Genomic DNA, 18102 nt, shown 5'->3' with positions numbered 1-18102 from the left:
ACCGCATTGGAAGTGATAGAAACAAAAAAGCCCGGGCCTTTCGGCCCGGGCTTTTTTGTAGGGAATTCTGGTCGGGACGGTAGGATTTGAACCTACGACCCCTTGCACCCCATGCAAGTGCGCTACCAAGCTGCGCTACGCCCCGTAAACTGCTGCCCACCAAGAAAAGAGGTTTATCTCAGTGGCTTAGCGGGAGCGAAGTCTACACCAGCCCACGGTAAAAATAAACAGGGAGTGGGTGATTTTATTCGTCGAATTACCTCAGTTTCGTCTCTCTCAGTCTCAGGATAAATTCCGGTGGTTCGAAGGTATCCGGCCGGGAGTCTTCCCAGTATTTGTCGAACACGGTCAGGCCGGTTTTGCCCTCCAGCAGGGCGCCCGGCTCCAGAAACGGGAAGAGGTCGAGATAGCTGTGGATCTCGGTTGTGGAAACGCGCCGAACGATGTGCTCGGGGCCCAGCTCAGAGGGGTGTTTCAGGCCGGACGCTTCCAGCAGATTCTTGAGGGCGTCGAGAGTGTTTTTGTGATAGCTGAAGACCCGCTCACTCTTGAGAGGTACATCCAGTTTGTTGCCCCGGCGCGGGTCCTGGGTGGCCACGCCGCTGGGACAACGCCCGGTATGGCAGTTCAGGGCCTGGATGCATCCGAGAGCAAACATGTAGCCGCGCGCGGCGTTGCACCAGTCCGCACCCAATGCGAGCGTGCGGGCGATATTGAAGGCTGAAGTGATCTTGCCGGCAGCGCCAATGGCGATGTCCTCCCGAAGACTGGTGCCCACCAGGGTGTTGTGAACCAGCAGTAGGGCCTCGGTCATGGGCATGCCTAGCCGGTTGATGAACTCCAGGGGTGCGGCACCGGTTCCCCCTTCGCCGCCATCCACCACGATAAAGTCCGGTTTCTTGCCGGTTGCCAGCATGGCTTTGACAATGGCAAACCACTCCCACGGATGGCCAATGGCCATCTTGAAACCGACCGGTTTGCCGCCCGAGAGCTCCCGCAACTGCTCCAGAAATTCCAGAAGCTCCACCGGGTTGGAGAAAGCGGAATGGCTGGCCGGGGATACGCAGTCTTCGCCCACCTGCACGCCCCGTGCTTCGGCAATTTCCTGGGTTACCTTCTCGCCCGGCAGAATGCCGCCATGGCCGGGTTTAGCACCCTGAGATAGTTTGACTTCTATCATTTTTACCTGATCAAGACAGGCGTTTTCCCGGAACATATCCGGGTTGAAACTGCCGTCCGGGTGGCGGCAGCCAAAATAGCCGGAACCGATCTCCCAGACCAGGTCGCCGCCAGGCTGCCTGTGGTACCGGGAAATAGAACCCTCGCCAGTGTCATGGTAGAAGTTACCTTTCTTAGCTCCGGTGTTGAGGCTCAGGATCGCGTTAGCGGAAAGCGAACCAAAACTCATTGCTGAGATGTTAAACACGCTGGCGCTGTACGGTTTATCGCAGTTCTTGCCGATCACAATGCGGAAGTCGCTGGACTGAAGCCTGCTTGGGGTGAGGGAGTGATTCATCCACTCGAACCCTTCTTCATACATGCCGAGCTGCGAACCAAAGGGGCGCTTGTCCAGCACGTTCTTGGCCCGCTGATAGACGATGGTGCGTTGTTCTCTGGAGAACGGTCGTTCCTCGGTATCCGACTGGATAAAGTATTGTCGTATCTCTGGCCCGACTGACTCAAACAGGTAGCGAAAGTGGGCCATGATTGGATAGTTGCGGCTGACGGTGTGGCTTCTCTGGAGCAAATCCCGGGTTCCAAGGGCGGTCAGGCCCGCAAACATTATCGGAATCACATAGCCGGTTCCCGTCCATAGGGAGACGGGAAAGGAAATGATCAATCCGGCAATGCTGATCGCCAAGGCCGAATAGCGCAGTGGGAAGGTGGTGGTTTTCGCCATGGAGTCCTCTGTTATCGGCTGTTTGGCCGGCCAAAAAGATGCCGGCCCAGTATACCCTACGGTTTGATGCACGCCGGGGTTCAGGCCAGTGCATTACTTACGCTTACCGGCCCGGAAATCTGGTCTATGCTGAAATGTGTAAAACTGATTTGTATCAATTTTTGATGTTTTGAACTCAAAATAATAAGATGACCAGCTTGTAATCTATGAAGATAGATTGATCAAAAGTTAAACCGAACGAATATTCAATCGTCACACCAGACCAGGAGGCGCCAACGTGGGCGAGGTAGTGAAAGACGAATATCAGACGGATTACGTCGCAGGCCAGGACAACATAAGACCGTTTGGACTGGACCTCCATAACTGGGTATTCCCGGTCACATCAGTCATTGTTGTGCTGTTTGTCATCGGAACACTGATGTTCCCGACCGCCGCCAAGGAAACACTGGACGGCCTGAAGTGGGATATTATCGGTTCCTTCGACTGGTTCTTCCTGATCAGTGCCAACATCTTCGTGGTGGTGAGCCTGGCGCTGATTTTCATGCCCGTGGGCAAAATACGCCTGGGTGGGCAAGACGCAACGCCAGAGTTCTCGACGCTGTCATGGTTCGCCATGCTGTTTGCCGCCGGTATGGGTATCGGCCTGATGTTCTGGGCTGTGGCAGAACCAGTTGCTTATTACACAGGCTGGTACGAAACGCCATTTAACGTCGAGGCGAATTCCGCCGAGGCTCGTAACATGGCGATGGGCGCAACCCTCTACCACTGGGGCCTGCATCCCTGGGCAATCTATGCGGTGGTTGCCCTGTCTCTGGCGTTCTTCGCCTTCAACAAAAATATGCCACTGACCATTCGCTCGGCATTTTTCCCGCTGCTGAAAGACAAAGTGTGGGGTTGGCCGGGCCACGTCATTGATGTCCTGGCAGTGGTCGCCACCATTTTTGGTTTGGCGACGTCTCTGGGTTTTGGCGCGCAGCAGGCGGCCTCGGGCCTGGATTATCTGTTTGGCATGGGCTCTGGTATCAACGTGCAGATGGCGATTATCGTGGGGGTAACGGCCCTGGCGTTGATCTCGGTCTTGCGTGGTCTGGATGGCGGCGTGAAGGTGCTCAGTAACATCAACATGGTTACCGCCGGCGTGCTCCTGTTCTTTGTGATTTTTGCCGGCCCGACGCTGGCGATTGTCGAAACCATCTGGATTACCTCGTCTACCTACGTGGCAAACGTAGTGCCTCTGAGTAATCCGTTCGGTCGTGATGACCAGGCCTGGCTGCAGGGCTGGACTGTGTTCTACTGGGCCTGGTGGATTTCCTGGTCACCGTTCGTAGGCATGTTTATTGCGCGCGTGTCCAAGGGGCGGACAGTGCGTGAATTTGTGACTGCGGTTCTGATTATCCCGACCCTGATTACCACCGTGTGGATGAGCGGCTTTGGTGGCGCGGCCCTGGAGCAGATCCAGCAAGGCATGGGTGCCCTCGCGGAAGAAGGCCTGACAGAAGTCTCGCTGGCTACGTTCCAGATGTTCGCCAACCTGCCGCTGACCGGAATTATTTCCTTTGTGGGTATTGTTCTGGTGCTGGTGTTCTTCGTGACATCGTCGGACTCCGGTTCGCTGGTTATCGATAGCATTACTGCCGGTGGCAAGACTGATGCACCGACGGCACAGCGCGTGTTCTGGGTGGTTATGGAAGGCGCGATTGCCGCTGCGTTGATCTTTGGTGGTGGTGATGATGCCCTGGGGGCCATTCAGGCCGTGGCGATCAGTGCCGGTCTACCGTTCACTGTTGTCTTGCTGATTATGACCTGGGGTTTGCTCAAGGGTTTGACCCATGAGCGCAAGCTGTTGCTGCAACGGGGCGAACTGCTCTGATCGCTCAGCAAGGCTGACCCACAAAAAAAAACCGGGGCATTCGCTCCGGTTTTTTTTCGACCGCAGAAACGTTGCGCGGGCATGATTCACAGTCTGCCAAAGGCCTCCATAGCGTATTGAGCCCGCTCCCGGGGGCTGAAGTGTGGCCGCTTCAGGGATTCGATGTTTCTCAGTCTGGGCAACAAGCCCTCTCCGTTAGCCATCTGTATGGCCAGGCCGGGGCGGGCGTTGAGTTCCAGCAGCAAGGGGCCTTTGTAGTGGTCGACTACCAGGTCTACACCCATGTAACCAAGGCCGGTGGCTTCGTAGCACCGGGACGCCATTTCCAGCATATCCTCCCAGGCCTCTATCTGAATGTTCTCCAGCGCCAGCCCGGTATCTGGGTGGAGTGTGATGGGCCGGTTGAACTGTACGGCATTCAGGCTGCGACCGGTGCAGATGTCCAGGCCCACGCCAACGGCGCCCTGATGCAGGTTGGCTTTACCATCCGATGCCGTGGTGGCAAGCCGGAGCATGGCCATGACCGGATACCCCTGAAAGATGATGATGCGGATGTCTGGAACGCCCTGGAAGGAGTACCTGGCCAGTGTGGGTGTCGATTGGACGAGGTCCTCCACGATGGCAACGTCAGGCGTGCCGGCCAGAGAATAGAGGCCGGCCAGAATGTTGGTCAGGTGCCGCTCCAGCATGGCCACGGAAATTCGTGCGCCGGACGCTTTGATAAACTCGTCACCGTCGCGCCCGGTAATGACAGTAATCCCTTTGCCGCCAGACCCTTTGGCAGGCTTGATGGCAAAGCCTGCGAGGCCTTCGGCCATTTCCCGGAAATGCGAAATTTCGTGTTGCTGGCGAACTACCTGGAGAAGCTTCGGGGTTGCGACGTCGTATTCACTGACCGCCAGTTTGGTTTTTAATTTGTTATCAACCAGCGGGTAAGAGGCCCGCTCGTTGTAGCGGGCGATGTAGTCCACATTGCGCCGGTTCATGTTCAGAATGCCGAGCTTTCTCAGCTTTCCGGGGGAAATCCAGTCCATATCAGTCGTAGACCTTCATGGGGGTGAAGCGTCTAAGCTCGCTGAGTTTGTAGCCGGTGTACTGGCCCATCAACAGAATCAGGCCCAAAACCACAAGATGCAGTTCCGGGAAATTGAAGGTGAGATGGCCGGCCAGCGAGGTGTTCATCGCCAGGTAGGCACAGATAGCCACAAACAGGCTGCCGCTGCCCTGAACCAGAACCTCCCGGGCGCCTTCCTCCTCCCAGAGAATCGACATACGTTCGATAGTCCAGGCGATGATGACCATCGGAAAGAAGGTGACGGTCATGCCGGTGTTGAACCCCATCTGGTAACCCACAATACTTAAACCGGCGGTGATAAAGATCACCAGGATTATCAGTGCCGAGATGCGGGAAACCAGCAGAAGGTTCAGGCTCGAAAGGTAGCCTCTCAACAATAATCCAATGGCCACGACGGATAGAAAGGCTATCAGGCCGGGCACCAGGGTGGTCTGCACAAATGCTACGGCAATAAGTACCGGCATAAAGGTTCCTGAGGTGCGCACACCAATGACAATGCGCATGAAGGCAACAATCAGCGCCCCGATAGGTAGCAAAAGCAGCATGCGGAACATGCTTTGCTCTTCGATGGGTAGCTGGTAAAAGCCAAGCACTCCGAGCCCGTTCTTATTCGCCTCCAGTGTGGCCAGTTGCAGCGCAGGCACGGTTTGCCGGAGCATGGAGAAACTCACCTGTGACTGGTCTCCGCCTACCACGTCCAGCAACGATTCGGAGCCTTGGCGCCATAACAGCAAGTTTTCCGGAACGCCTTGCTCGGCGCTTCGGGGATCGAAGGTCAGCCAGCGTTCGCCGTTATGAATCTGCACAAAGGGCATTAACTGCTGCCGACGGCGGGCATCCTCCAGTCTTAATGCATCCGCGGTTCGAGCTGGAATGCCGGCGTGGTTTAGCATGCGAACCAGCATTTGCAGATAGTTTTCATCAGCCACCAGGAGGGTGGTGTTCTGAGTTCGGCTGTCTGGTTGCATCAGCCGTATGAGCTCTCTGGTCAGGCTTTCAGGCGAACTGGATCGTTCCGACGCCTGCCTCAGCACCTCCCGGACGGCGGTAGCTTGCGGCTCCTCCCAGAACGTTGGTGTTGGTCTGGGCTTTCTGGATCGGGCCGCTTCGCCCGAACTGTCGTCGGGAACAAACTGAACCTTGAAGTAGAGTGTCTGAGGGCCGGAAACGTCTCGTTTTGTCCATTCTGCACGGCGGCTGCCGGAGCTTTCGAGAATGGAAAAGCCATAACCCGGAGAGGCGGCCTGCTCCGTCAGGATGTTGAAGCCCGGTGGCTGTTCGGGAATGTGCAGGCTGACCTGTGCGGCATCGTTCTGGCCCTCAAAATCGATTCTGGCTTCCACCATCCACACCGGCCGTTGCTCGCCGGTCATCCAGGGCACCCCCAACTCAATATGCCTCCAGGTGGCAATGGATACACCTGCGGCGATCAGCAAGAGAACAAAGGCATAAAACGGGGCCCTTGACCGAACCGTCATGAGTCATCTCCGGTACTGGCCCTTTGGCGATAGGATTCTGGCAGTTCTGTGGCGTACTCTTTACCAACGTCAATCAGCATGACATCCCGCAATATGTTCCGCCCCACAAGCACTTCGTACGTAAGGTTGGTTCGGTCAGCCAGGGTGAACTCCGCCACCTGCTGGTGATCACCGATGGCGAACTGAAGTTCAACGACAACCCGGCGCTCCGCCTCCTCGGCACTGGCTTGAATGACCCGCACCCGCCGGGATATTTCCCGCTCCATGGTGACCCACTGGTTGTTCACGCCGGGGACCGGTACATCGAAGCGCACCCAATTACTACCGTCCCGCTCAAAGCGCTGAATATTGCGGGCGTGGATGGAGGACGTTTCCGCGCCGCTGTCAATTCTGGCAGTGTAGATGTGGGCCGGGCCGGCGAGGTAAAATTTTTCAACCTCACCAACGATCACTTTGCCCTTGAGCCGGTCAGAGCGCCCCTGGTTCTGGGAGACAGCGGGGCAAACAGGCTTCGCCACTGGCGGGCAGACCGGCTTCTCAACCTGAGTGGCAATTGCGTCAAGAATCGATTGGGTAGACGCTTCCTGAATGTTAAGTATTTGCTCATGGCGAACGGTAGCGTTGTTCTCTATCGTCACCAGAGTAGCCCGTTGGGTGTGCACGGATGTTCTCAGGTCATCCAAATCGCCCTTGGGAACCATAAAGTATCGATCTGCCGAGCAGCCGGTAAGTGCTATCGCAAGACATAACGAAAGAAGCGTCAGGAAGCGCCGAGGCTGGAAGAACCTGTAACCCATTGATTTCCCCTGAGCTGGCTGCAGAAGCGGTTTCTGTGACCGTTTAGGTGTACAGCCGGTGAGTGTGTTTCTGAAACAGCAGCGAAGTATACTACACGTTAACTGTGTGGATACTTTACAGTTGGTTAAGACCTGGGAAATGACGTCAGCGAGGTAGCAGGCGCTCCTGACCAAGGGCGGTTTCAGAGCGGAGGAATTCCTGAATGACCGGGGAACAATTCAGGTAGAAGAGCAGCAGTTCCCGCTGGATATCCTGATCCTGAATGCGTGAGGCGAAGCTCACCAACTGCTGCAGGTATTGATCACTTACCAGGGTTCTCCCATCAGAAGGCACCGAATGGCCGTAACGCGCGCTCAAAAGGTGGCTCAGGCGCTCAAGGTGAAACTCCCCCGTGTGGGTTATGTGTGGTAACACCCGCAAACCTTCTCCGCCTGCTACGTGTTCAGGCGAGCGACACGTTTCATCGATGCAACCCGCCGCGCGTGTTGCCTGCAGAGTATCAACGCCCAGTTTTCTCCAGAGTGCCTTGAGCATGTGCTGGTCCTGCGTTGGCGCGCCCCTTCTGAAGGAACCCTGCGCCGTTGGGAGATCCTTTTCATCACTTTTAGAGCAATTTGCGTTGGCCGTAAAGAATCAAATCCTGTCGCCTGCCGGAAATGCCAATCAGTCGAGGGACTGACTGAGATCAGCATAGGTAATGAGGGTTTAATGGGCAAAAAGTTCCACGCATGGGGTAGACTGGTTGGCTAACGCTAACCCTAGCAAATTTATGGTTTTAATAAGCTGCAAAAGGAGTCTTTCGTTGTGGTCGATGCTCTGACCAATCTGATGGAGCTGCGCCCCGAGTGGCTGGCTGGCTGGATTATCGTGCTTTTGGTGACCTGCACTGCATTGTTTGCCGGCCTGGTGTGGGCCACGCTGGCTGTTCGGAAAGGTCGCGCTGCTCTGGAATCCAGTATTCAGGAGCAAGTTGACCGGGATGACAGGTTGCGCGAATTGGAACAGTTTCAGGCGTTGCATCATCAACAGGTAAGTCATCTGGAGCAATTGATAGAACAGCAGAAACAAACCCTCGCGGAGCGCGATGTCAGTCTGGAAAGCTGGCGCCAGAAAGCATCAGGTCTCGAGAGCCGGCTGGCCTCCGCAGACTCGGAGCTGGGAAGTCGGCGGGACCGTTTAAGCCAGTTGGAGCAAGAGAACCGGGAACTCCGCCAGCGGGCTGAGAATCTCGGTGATGAGTTCAGTCAGTTGAAGGTAGAGCTTCGTGAGCAGCAGGTTACCCTTGACAAAGAGCGTCGCTCTGCAGCCGAGAAAATGGAACTGCTTGAGAAAAACCGGGATGCCCTGAAGCAGGAATTTGAGAATCTGGCGAACCGAATATTTGACCAGAAAAGCGAACGCTTCGCGCAGCAGAACAAGACCAGTCTTGATTCCCTGCTTAACCCGTTCCGTGACCAGTTACAGGATTTCCGGAAACGGGTTGAGGATGTGTACACCACTGAAACCCGTGATCGCCAGGCCCTGCGAAGCGAGATCAAATCGTTGCAGGATCTTAACCGCCAGATTACCGAGGAGGCGGCCAATCTCACCCGGGCGCTCAAGGGTGATAAAAAGGTGCAGGGTAACTGGGGCGAGCTGATTCTTGAACGAGTACTGGAACGATCCGGCCTGAGAAAAGGCGTGGAATACGAAACCCAGGGCAGCTACCGGGATGAAGACAATCAGTTGCTGCGCCCCGATGTCATTGTACACCTGCCGGACAAACGCAATCTTGTGGTGGACTCCAAAGTGTCGTTGCTGGCCTACCAGCAGTGGGTGGTTGCCGAGGAAGACAATGCCAGGGAAGAAGCCCTCAAACAGCACGTAGAGGCGGTGCGCAGCCATATTCGAAGCCTCAGCGAGAAAGACTACAGCCAGCTTAATGGCCTGCATTCTCCGGATTTCGTTCTGCTGTTCATGCCAATCGAGCCAGCCTTTGTGGCAGCATTCCAACAAGACGAGAACCTGTTCGCAGAAGCCTTCGAGCGAAAGATTATTGTGGTGACTCCCACCACTTTGCTTGCGACGCTGAGAACCATCGAAAACATCTGGCGTTACGAGCGCCAGAGCCAGAACGCCAGGCGTATTGCCGACCGGGCAGGGGCGGTGTATGACAAGCTCCGGGTGTTTGTGGAGGCTATGGAACGTCTTGGCAGCCAGTTACATACGGCTCAGGGCACCTACGATAATGCCATGAATACCCTGACCCGGGGCCGTGGTAATCTGATCTCCCAGGCCAACCGGTTTGTTGAACTCGGTGTAAGGGTCAAAAAAGAACTGCCCAAGGCCATTGTGGACCAGGCTGAGGTGGATGCCGATGACGATGACCCGGCTGCGGACGCCCTGGAGCAATCCGGGCCCGAACCAGAGGTTGAGGCGCCAGCGGCGGCGGTTGAAGACAGCGAAAAGGACAATCAGGAGTAGCGGTATGTTGTCACCCGGAAGATTCAGCCTGGCCAGTGGCCGGTCTTTGATGGCAGGCATGGCGATGGCGGCCACGCTGGCGGCGTTCCCGGCCCAGGGGCAGTCATTGGCGCCGGAGCATGAAATTCGACGGCTAATGCTGGCCACGGAAGAGGCCGTTGCAGCCGAACGCTGGGGGGAGGCAAGTGAGTACCTGAATCGCCTGCAGAAGATGGACTCTGAAAAGCCAGCGGACTACTTCTTCTACCGCGGCAGGGCCATGCTGCAGGCAGGCCACCTGAATGAAGCAAGGGCGGCCCTGGAGGCCTATGTCAGCCGGGCCGGAGTGGACGGGCAGCACTACCAGCAGTCACTGAAGCTGATCACGGATATTGAGAAACAAAGCCGGGACAGCGTTAGAGCCCTCGCCAACGCCAATGGTGAAGTGAGAGAGCCCGTTGCCATCATCGAGCCTGCGGGCGGTCAGGAACTGCAAAGCCTGCGCCAACTGTACCTTGCAAGCTCAGATCGTGAAGCCTTGACCATTCACCTCAACGCGCTGCTGGAGACGGCAGGCTGGCGCCGGGACAAAACGGTGGTGCGGCTGGACCGGCCAGCAGACATCCGGTACCGGGTGAGCGTTGTCGACGGTAACCTCAACATTCAGGAAATCACCCGCAACACCGATGATACAACGGTCCAGAAGTCGGTTTCGCTGCCGGTATTTGGTGTAAACCCTCAGCCCCGCTGGGACTGTGAGCCTGTTGTGGGCGCTTGCTGGATTTATGATCCGAGGGATGGCTCCCGGTTGTTCCAGTTGGCCCAGAACCGGAACCAGGTTAATGACATTGCCCTGACCCTGGGTCGCCTGATTCGTAACCTTCAGCAGGGCAGCTCCGGCTCCTGATACGCACCGGTTGGCAGGTCCTGGCCGTTATTCGGCCAGGTCACCCCGTTCGCCCTCCCGCCAGGCGCCCGGGGTGACGCCGGTCCACTTCTTGAAGGCCCGGTGAAAAGTTGACGGCTCCGTAAAGCCCACCCGCTCGGCGATATCATTGATGGGCAACTCCTGGTGGCTCAGATAGTAAATGGCCATATCCCGCCGCAACAGATCCTTGATCTCCTGGAACGACGTGTTTTCCTGCTTGAGTCGCCGCCGGAGCGTTTGCGGGCTGGTGTGCAACTCCTGGGCAATCCAGTCGAAATCCGGCATGGGCTTGGAAAAATCCCGGCCAATCAGGCCTCGTATACGGCCGGTCCAGGTATTGCTCTCGTCTGGCCGGGATAACAGATCTGCCGGCGAGGTTTTCAGAAACTGGCGCATCTCCGGCTTGTCCCGGATCACCGGAGCGGAGAGAAAGCGCTTGCTGAAGGTGAGGGCGGTGCAGTCGGAGTCAAATGCCAGTGGGCAATGGAAGATATGGCGGTACTCATCGCCATGCTCGGGCCTTGGGTAGCTGAATTCGGCCTTCTCCAGCTCCACCGGCTGCCCAATCAGCCAGCTGCCCAGGCGGTGCCAGATCACCAGGATGCTTTCGCGCAGGAAATAGCTGGGGTCGTGAATCTCGCCCTCGATACGGGCTACCAGCCGGGCGTTGTCCTCGTTTACTTCCAGCTCCATGCTCACCATAGGTTCAAACAGGCGGGAGAACCGGAACGCCTGCTCGTAGACTTCCTCCAGCGTCTGGCAATTAATCACCAGGGCGCACATGGTGGCAAAGGTGCCGGTACGGGCCTTGCGGGGGCCCATGCCCATAAACTCGTCGCCGGTGCGGTTCCAGATCACCTGCATCAGCCGGCTGAACTGGTCGCTGCTTACCCGGGCCATGTCTATGCGCAGCAAGTCCGGCGAAATGGCGGCTTCCTGTAACAGCGTACGGCTATCCAACCCCAGACGCTCCGCGCCGGAGAGGGATGCTTCAACAAAATGCTTTGAAACCGTAAGCGTAGACATAACCGGTGCCATTGATGGAAACGATGTTCATCATAAGTGCCCCGAGGGACAATGCAACCATCTGATTTCGCGAAAGATGGAAGATTCTGCCAATGGGAATGAAGGAACCGGCAGTTGGCCCCCTCTGCAAAACCCGGCAGCATGATCCACAGTAACAACAATACCATCGATCAACTAACGGAGATGATTATGGCAGGCCCCCTGAGCACCTTGAAAATACTGGATTTCAGCACCCTGTTACCGGGCCCCTACGCCACCATGATGCTTGCCGATATGGGCGCGGAAGTGCTGCGTGTGGAAGCGCCGGACAGGGTAGACCTGGCCAAAGTGATGCCCCCGTTTGATGGCAAATTCAGCACCACCTTTTCGTACCTCAGCCGTGGCAAACAGACACTCCAGCTCAACCTGAAACAGCCCGAGAGCGTGGAGAAGGTGAAAGAACTGGTCAAAGACTACGACATCGTAGTGGAGCAGTTCCGCCCGGGCGTGATGGACCGGCTGGGCATTGGCTATGAAACCCTCAAAGCCATTAACCCGAATCTGATCTACTGTGCCATCACCGGCTACGGCCAGACCGGTCCCTACAAAGACCGCGCCGGCCACGACATCAACTACCTGGCCATCTCCGGCGTTGCCAGCCACTGCGGCCGCGCCGACAGCGGCCCCCCACCAATGGGTATACAGGTTGCCGACGTGGCCGGCGGCTCTCACCACGCGGTGATGGGCATTCTCGCTGCGGTCATTCAGCGCCAGCAAACCGGGCAGGGCGCCTTCATCGACATCAGCATGACCGACGCCGCCTTCGCCCTCAACGCCATGGCCGGTGCCGCCGCCCTGGCCGGCGGCCAGCCCCAGAAGCCGGAGAGTGGAATGCTCAACGGCGGCACCTTCTACGATTACTACCAGACCAGCGACGGCCGGTGGTTGTCGGTAGGCAGCCTGGAGCCGCAGTTCTCCGCACGGTTATGTGACACACTCGGGCTCAGCGAGATGAAGAGCTTTGCATTGAGCCAGAACCCGGAGCATCAGCAGAAGTTGAAGGCTGCCATTAAAGAGAAGATTGCGGCTAAGACGTTTGCCGAGTGGCGGGCGATTTTTGCGGAGGTGGATGCTTGTGTGGAGCCGGTGCTGACGATTGAGGAGGCGGCGGAGCATCCGCAGATTAACGCGCGGGGGATGGTGGTTGAGAGGGATCGGGGGGATGGTGAATCTCAATTTCAGGTCGCTAGTCCATTAGTCTTCACCTAGTGGGGCTAACTAAAAAAAGACCGCCTAGCAATTGCTAGGCGGTCTTTTTATTACTGCACTTCAGGGTATTGCTACGGCATAGTGGTATAGCCGTCAGAGAGAATCATTCCCAGAGTATCTCCTATCAACCCACTAAAGACGATGCTGGCGTTTTCAGCGCTCACAATCACTTCAGTCTCCTCGTTTTCTGTCAGATACAGAGTTCTATCCTTCAGTACGGTATAAACTGGCTCTCCCGTCTCCTCATCTACGCGGGGAAGCTCGGCCAGCTCCTCCGTCGGCAGAACTGGGGTTCCATGAACGCCTTCTTCATATCGCTCGAACATGAACAACTCAGACTCAGTATCGACCAAACCGTTAATGAATGGAGTAGAGCCAGCCAGCGGCGCCTGGGAAGACTTGATATTCAGAGGAATCCCAATAACGCTGAGGTCAAGCGAGAGTGGGGGGGTGCCAAAGGCTTCAAACGCTGCATTGACAGTGGTTCTGTCACCGCTGATTTCGGAGACTAAGAGCCCCTTTTGGGCCAGTTCGGGGGTAAAGTTGATTGGATCAACCGAATCGATCGCGATCTGGAAGACATTCAAGAAGGTTTCTAGTCCAGAGGTGCCCTGAACCACTGTGCCGCTAGTCGCTTGAGCCAAGCCTCCCAGAATTCTGGGGGCAAATGAGGGCGAGTTCTCCAGCATCCTCACAATGCCTGAGGCTGGGGTCATCAGGTGGGCACCTTGGATTGCGAGCTCTGGTCGGCCGGAGCTGTTAGCTGAAGCGACAAATGCTGCACCATTGACCGTTCCGAGGGAGTGGCCAACCAAGTAAACGTTACCGACACCCTCCAAAGTTTCGATGGTTGCTCGAACGTTCATCAGGTCGACAGCGCCTTGTCTCAGGTTATCCCTTGAGTTGGTGAAATTCAGCAGGTTGATGAACAGGTCGCCGGATTTCCCGACCGCATTGTCAGGATCGAAGTTCATCGAAACAATTTGATTGTCGGTGTTCGTGCCAAAGTTAAAGTGGCGCTCTTTGACATCCCCATCAGCCGGGCTCAGTCCAGGTATTGTACTACCTGAATTGGCAACGGTTTGCTGAAGCACCAACGCCTGTCCCAGTTGCTGAGCAGCCTCTAAGCCACAGTTGCCAGCCAGAATAAACGCCACTGGATTCTCAGCTGTCTGAGCCGCTTCGCAAGAAATTAGGATTGGAGGAAGAGCCGTCTCCGAAACAAAGGTACCGCTTACAACCTGCGAAATCAAAACGGCTGCCTCTTGCTCGCTTGTATCTTCATCAATGATTGATGCACCGCTGAGCAGAGTTTCTGCAAGATCCGAGCGTTCTTTTGTGGATGAGGGTGATACGCCATGCAATGGTTGATCGATCGCAAAGACAATCGTATTCCCGGTTGGGTCATTGTCTATCAGTGCGCTGCCAAAGGCCAAGGCCGCACTTCTATCCGTTGTGATGCCGTGTTGAAATATAACTGCATTGTAGCTATTCGCTTCATTCTGCAATTCTTCTAATGTCACGCCTGATGGCGTAAGCACAAGCAGTGGGGACCGGAGTACATCCGACTGCTCAGGGAAGGGAAAAACCGAATTAAGCACGGTTGACTTGGATGCATCCGCTTGAGGGATGGCAAATCCTGTAGCTTGTGCCAAAGCTGCGGCTAGTTGAGTGTCTGCTTTCCAGCCCCGTGCCTGAATTTCCGAGCCGTTCGACTGAGGTAGTGGCGTGTTCAGGAAATAGGGGAGATCGATATAACCCTGATGCACGTCCACTTTTCCAGTAATTGGCTCTGCCGGATCTTCGGGGTTAGCAAGAACAGTGCTCAGGACCGCCGAGAGTTGTGCCGCATCTGTTGTGCTTTTGATATCAAATGCTTGGGCTGAAGGTGCCGGGAACTTGATACCCGCAACACTGGTGAGGCCACCATAGAATACATCGCCTACACACTGGAATTTGAGTTCGGCTGGAAGTGGATCGCAGCTTTCCTCGAGTATTGACGCAAAAGGTGTAGCACTGAAACGCTCGCTTGGGGCGAATCCATCAAGCGCGCTCTGTACCGCACTTTGGAAGTCCGCATTCGTTGGGTCGGCCTCAAGATCATCAAATGCATCTGTAACATTCTCTACGGCAGCTGATGTAACTGCTAACCTAACCTGATCTCGAATCCAGTTAGCTGGATTGGCGATGTAGTTTAGAACTTGCTTGTCGTTGGAAGTAGTAAAGCTGTATGAAAGCGCGATGCTTCCTTTTTCCAGAGCTGGGAAGTCATTGGCTTGCCTGACATCATTTAAAGAAACCAGTGCGCCCCCCGGGCCAACAGGTAATGCCGCGGTGTTAAAAGCTTGGAGGGCTGTTTTCTCCCAGAAACTGTTAATAAGAGTCCGCACTCGGTCGACGCTTGGCCCGAGCACTTGGCTCTCATCTTTGAGTTCGGTGTAGGCTGGCGATGAGACGATCTGCTGATCCGCGCCATCCGTGATTTCGTTGGTCAGGACGACAACATAACGTTTGTAGGGATCAAGCGGGCTTACGGGCAGTATTCGCAAATAGGTATCGCCGCTGAGCTCACGAACTTCAGTAATGAAATTGTTAAAGGGTGCACCACTTGGCACTTCGCCGGCTCTCAGTCCTCGAAGCGGGTCACCACTGGCATAGTCAAGCTCGATCAGAAATACGTTCTGAAGGATTGCCTCTGGATCACTCAGAGGTCTTGGGCCTCGCACATTATTGATCTCACCCGAGAATTTAATGTCGATTGGGGCGATGGTTGACGCGCCACTCAGCTGGTTTAGTGCTGTTGTGACGGGCGGCTGGGTGTCTGCGACGGCAAATGAACCATCACCAGCGTTTGAATAGATCAAATCATTCGGAATTGGCAGGTCGGACACTGCCGGGAACGGATCGAACACCGGCCAGGTTTTGCCCTCAAATTGAGCAAGGAAGTCAGCTCGGTTTTTATCCTGACTGATCTTATAATCCGGATTCGCATTACCCCCATCGCCGGCGCTATCGAAGCAACCAGTCAACCCAAGGGAAGAAGCCACGGCAAGACTTATTAGAGTTTTCTTGAACATGGGTGGAACCTTTTCCTGTTGTTGTGTCGTTATATCCGGCGTAGACGGAACCGGTCGGCCCCTGAATTCCGTGCTTTTGCCTGTTCTGCTTTTATGAATTCGTTCGTTGTCTGAAATTGTAGCCAGCACTTGAGCCAATTTCTGTAGCTTTGACTATAGCGACAGTCTGGCAAGTGTTGATCAGCCAAAAGTGTGATTCTGCTTTCGGAATCCCTCCCCGCACAGTCGGAGTGGCCTTTCTGAAAAATAGTGGGCACTGGCGGGTTTGTCGAGTCCTATCGGGTTCATTTCTGGTAAACTCACGCTTCCTTATATTAAGCAGGGGCTGCCCGGGTGGCTCCGCACATTTCCGATAATCAGAAAGCTGATGAGGCGACTATGACCACTGTTATCCGCCAGGACGACCTGATCGAAAGCGTAGCCGATGCGCTGCAGTTTATTTCCTACTATCACCCCAAGGATTTTATTCAGGCTGTGTACGAGGCCTATCAGCGCGAAGAGTCCCAGGCCGCCAAGGATGCCATGGCCCAGATTTTGATTAATTCCCGGATGTGTGCCCAGGGCCATCGCCCGATCTGCCAGGACACCGGCATTGTGACCGTATTCGTGAACATTGGCATGGATGTGAAATTCGAGTGCGACATGCCGCTGGACGACGTGATCAACGAAGGCGTGCGCCGTGCTTACACCCACCCGGACAATGTTCTTCGTGCCTCCGTGCTGGCAGACCCGGACGGCAAACGCCAGAACACCAAGGACAACACCCCCGCCATCATCCATTACAAGATGGTGCCGGGTAGCACGGTCGACGTGCACGTAGCAGCCAAGGGCGGCGGCTCGGAGGCCAAGTCCAAGTTTGCCATGCTGAACCCGTCTGACTCGGTGGTGGACTGGGTGCTGAAGATGGTGCCGCAGATGGGTGCCGGCTGGTGTCCGCCTGGTATGCTGGGTATTGGTATTGGTGGTACTGCCGAGAAGGCGATGGAACTGGCGAAAGAAGCCCTGCTGGACCCAATCGATATTCACGATCTGCAGGCCCGTGGCGCGTCCAACCGCTCTGAAGAATTGCGCCTGGAGCTGTTCGAGAAGGTCAACGAGCTGGGTATTGGCGCCCAGGGTCTGGGTGGTCTGACCACGGTTCTGGATGTGAAGGTTAAGGATTTTCCGACACACGCGGCCAACAAGCCGGTGGCGATTATTCCGAACTGTGCCGCTACCCGCCACGCGCATTTTGTGCTGGATGGCTCTGGCCCGTCTCTGCAGACGCCGCCGAGCCTGGACGACTGGCCGGAAATAACCTGGGAAGTGGGCGAGAACGTTCGCCGTGTAAATCTGGACACTGTAACTCCGGAAGACGTGAAAGACTGGCAGCCCGGTGAAACCGTTTTGCTGTCTGGCAAAATGCTGACTGGCCGTGACGCCGCCCACAAGAAGATGGTGGATATGATCGAACGTGGCGAGGAGTTGCCGGTGGATCTGAAAGGCCGCTTCATCTATTACGTAGGCCCGGTTGATCCGGTACGCGAAGAAGTGGTTGGCCCGGCTGGCCCCACCACGGCCACCCGTATGGACAAGTTTACCGACACCATGCTGGAGAAAACCGGCCTGACCGGCATGATCGGTAAAGCCGAGCGTGGCCAGGTTGCTATTGATGCGATCAAGAAGCACGGCGCGGTATACCTGATGGCCGTGGGCGGTGCGGCTTACCTGGTGTCCAAGGCAATCAAGGGTGCCGAGGTGGTGGCCTTTGAAGAGCTGGGTATGGAAGCCATCTACGAGTTCGAAGTGGAAGACATGCCGGTAACCGTAGCGGTGGATTCCCGCGGCAGCTCCGTGCACCAGACCGGCCCGGTCGAGTGGCACGACAAGATCATTGCTGCCAAAGCGGTTTGATCTGAGCCTTTGTTAGTCTCAGTGGCAGCCTTGGGCTTTCGGCTCAGGGCTGCCACTGAAAGTCCTTCATCTTTACCCTTCCTTTATACACGTCCACCCCTTCCAGTCTCAGCTTCTCGGTTTGAAGCTGGCAGGTTTCTGTGCCTTCAGGAAAAGCAATCTGGCCGTTGCTGCGGATCACCCGGTGCCAGGGGATGCTGTGGCCGGCGGGCAGTTTGCCCAGGGCCCGGCCAACAAAGCGCGCCTGGCGGCCCAGGCCGGCCATGGCGGCAACCTGGCCGTAGCTGGCCACCTTTCCTTGCGGAATGGCGGCCACTACCTGCCAGATCTTTTGCTCTTTTGTCGGCTCTTTGTCGAACTCGTCCAT

13 protein-coding genes and 1 tRNA gene are annotated in these 18102 nt (G+C 56.1%); 5 read left to right on the top strand and 9 right to left on the bottom strand.

Annotated elements, in window-relative coordinates:
* Positions 1–68: 68 nt before the first annotated feature.
* Together ABIE59_RS02645 and ABIE59_RS02640 are read right to left on the bottom strand one after the other, a co-directional pair.
* Positions 69–145: transfer RNA gene (locus tag ABIE59_RS02645), tRNA-Pro, on the bottom strand.
* A gap of 111 nt (positions 146–256) precedes the next feature.
* Positions 257–1900 (bottom strand): FMN-binding glutamate synthase family protein, encoded by a 1644-nt coding sequence (locus tag ABIE59_RS02640; RefSeq protein WP_354443974.1) that lies wholly within the window; start codon positions 1898–1900, stop codon positions 257–259.
* 277 nt (positions 1901–2177) lie between these two features.
* Here ABIE59_RS02640 and ABIE59_RS02635 point away from each other — a divergent pair, with 277 nt between their 5' ends.
* Positions 2178–3770 carry a BCCT family transporter gene (locus ABIE59_RS02635; RefSeq protein WP_354443972.1) on the top strand — a complete coding sequence of 531 codons (1593 nt, stop codon included), beginning with the start codon at positions 2178–2180 and terminating at the stop codon, positions 3768–3770.
* An 86-nt stretch (positions 3771–3856) separates the two neighbouring features.
* On the opposite strand, the gene ABIE59_RS02630 is transcribed toward ABIE59_RS02635, so the two are convergent.
* The 4 genes from ABIE59_RS02630 to ABIE59_RS02615 form a co-directional block, all read right to left on the bottom strand.
* Positions 3857–4804 (bottom strand): alpha-L-glutamate ligase-like protein, encoded by a 948-nt coding sequence (locus tag ABIE59_RS02630; RefSeq protein ID WP_354443970.1) that lies wholly within the window; start codon positions 4802–4804, stop codon positions 3857–3859.
* A gap of 1 nt (position 4805) precedes the next feature.
* Positions 4806–6323, bottom strand: a complete 1518-nt coding sequence (locus tag ABIE59_RS02625) for an inactive transglutaminase family protein (protein ID WP_354443968.1) — start codon at positions 6321–6323, stop codon at positions 4806–4808.
* Positions 6320–7120, bottom strand: coding sequence for an ATP-dependent zinc protease family protein (locus tag ABIE59_RS02620; protein ID WP_354443966.1), 801 nt, complete (start codon positions 7118–7120; stop codon positions 6320–6322). Before ABIE59_RS02620 ends, ABIE59_RS02625 begins: the two co-directional genes overlap by 4 nt.
* 145 nt (positions 7121–7265) lie before the next feature.
* Entirely contained in the window at positions 7266–7655 is a 390-nt protein-coding gene (locus ABIE59_RS02615; RefSeq protein WP_354443964.1) for a hypothetical protein, read from the bottom strand.
* Positions 7656–7949: 294 nt separating this feature from the next.
* On the opposite strand from ABIE59_RS02615, the gene ABIE59_RS02610 reads away from it, so the two are divergent.
* Together ABIE59_RS02610 and ABIE59_RS02605 are read left to right on the top strand one after the other, a co-directional pair.
* The gene (locus ABIE59_RS02610) at positions 7950–9584 is read left to right on the top strand and encodes a DNA recombination protein RmuC (RefSeq protein ID WP_354444175.1); all 1635 of its coding nucleotides are present in this window, start codon (positions 7950–7952) and stop codon (positions 9582–9584) included.
* 49 nt (positions 9585–9633) lie between these two features.
* Positions 9634–10470 carry a hypothetical protein gene (locus tag ABIE59_RS02605; protein ID WP_502915325.1) on the top strand — a complete coding sequence of 279 codons (837 nt, stop codon included), beginning with the start codon at positions 9634–9636 and terminating at the stop codon, positions 10468–10470.
* Between the two features lie 27 nt (positions 10471–10497).
* Here the strand turns inward: ABIE59_RS02605 and ABIE59_RS02600 are convergent, their stop codons facing one another.
* Positions 10498–11517 (bottom strand): AraC family transcriptional regulator, encoded by a 1020-nt coding sequence (locus ABIE59_RS02600; RefSeq protein WP_354443960.1) that lies wholly within the window; start codon positions 11515–11517, stop codon positions 10498–10500.
* A 189-nt stretch (positions 11518–11706) separates the two neighbouring features.
* Here ABIE59_RS02600 and ABIE59_RS02595 point away from each other — a divergent pair, with 189 nt between their 5' ends.
* The gene (locus ABIE59_RS02595; RefSeq protein ID WP_354443958.1) at positions 11707–12765 is read left to right on the top strand and encodes a CaiB/BaiF CoA transferase family protein; all 1059 of its coding nucleotides are present in this window, start codon (positions 11707–11709) and stop codon (positions 12763–12765) included.
* Between the two features lie 71 nt (positions 12766–12836).
* On the opposite strand, the gene ABIE59_RS02590 is transcribed toward ABIE59_RS02595, so the two are convergent.
* Positions 12837–15971 (bottom strand): hypothetical protein, encoded by a 3135-nt coding sequence (locus ABIE59_RS02590; protein ID WP_354443956.1) that lies wholly within the window; start codon positions 15969–15971, stop codon positions 12837–12839.
* Positions 15972–16220: 249 nt separating this feature from the next.
* Between ABIE59_RS02590 and ABIE59_RS02585 the strand changes: the two genes are divergently transcribed.
* Positions 16221–17735: a fumarate hydratase gene (locus ABIE59_RS02585; protein WP_354443954.1), complete on the top strand. Its 1515-nt coding sequence runs from the start codon at positions 16221–16223 to the stop codon at positions 17733–17735.
* Positions 17736–17778: 43 nt separating this feature from the next.
* Here ABIE59_RS02585 and ABIE59_RS02580 read toward each other — a convergent pair whose 3' ends face one another.
* A complete protein-coding gene (locus tag ABIE59_RS02580; RefSeq protein WP_138436637.1) occupies positions 17779–18102 on the bottom strand; it encodes an MGMT family protein in 324 nt (107 codons plus the stop codon).

Source organism: Marinobacter sp. MBR-99 (assembly GCF_040547575.1).
Lineage (GTDB): Bacteria > Pseudomonadota > Gammaproteobacteria > Pseudomonadales > Oleiphilaceae > Marinobacter.
The sequence above is the reverse complement of the archived record's forward strand: the minus strand, read 5'-3'. Positions and strand labels throughout refer to the sequence as shown.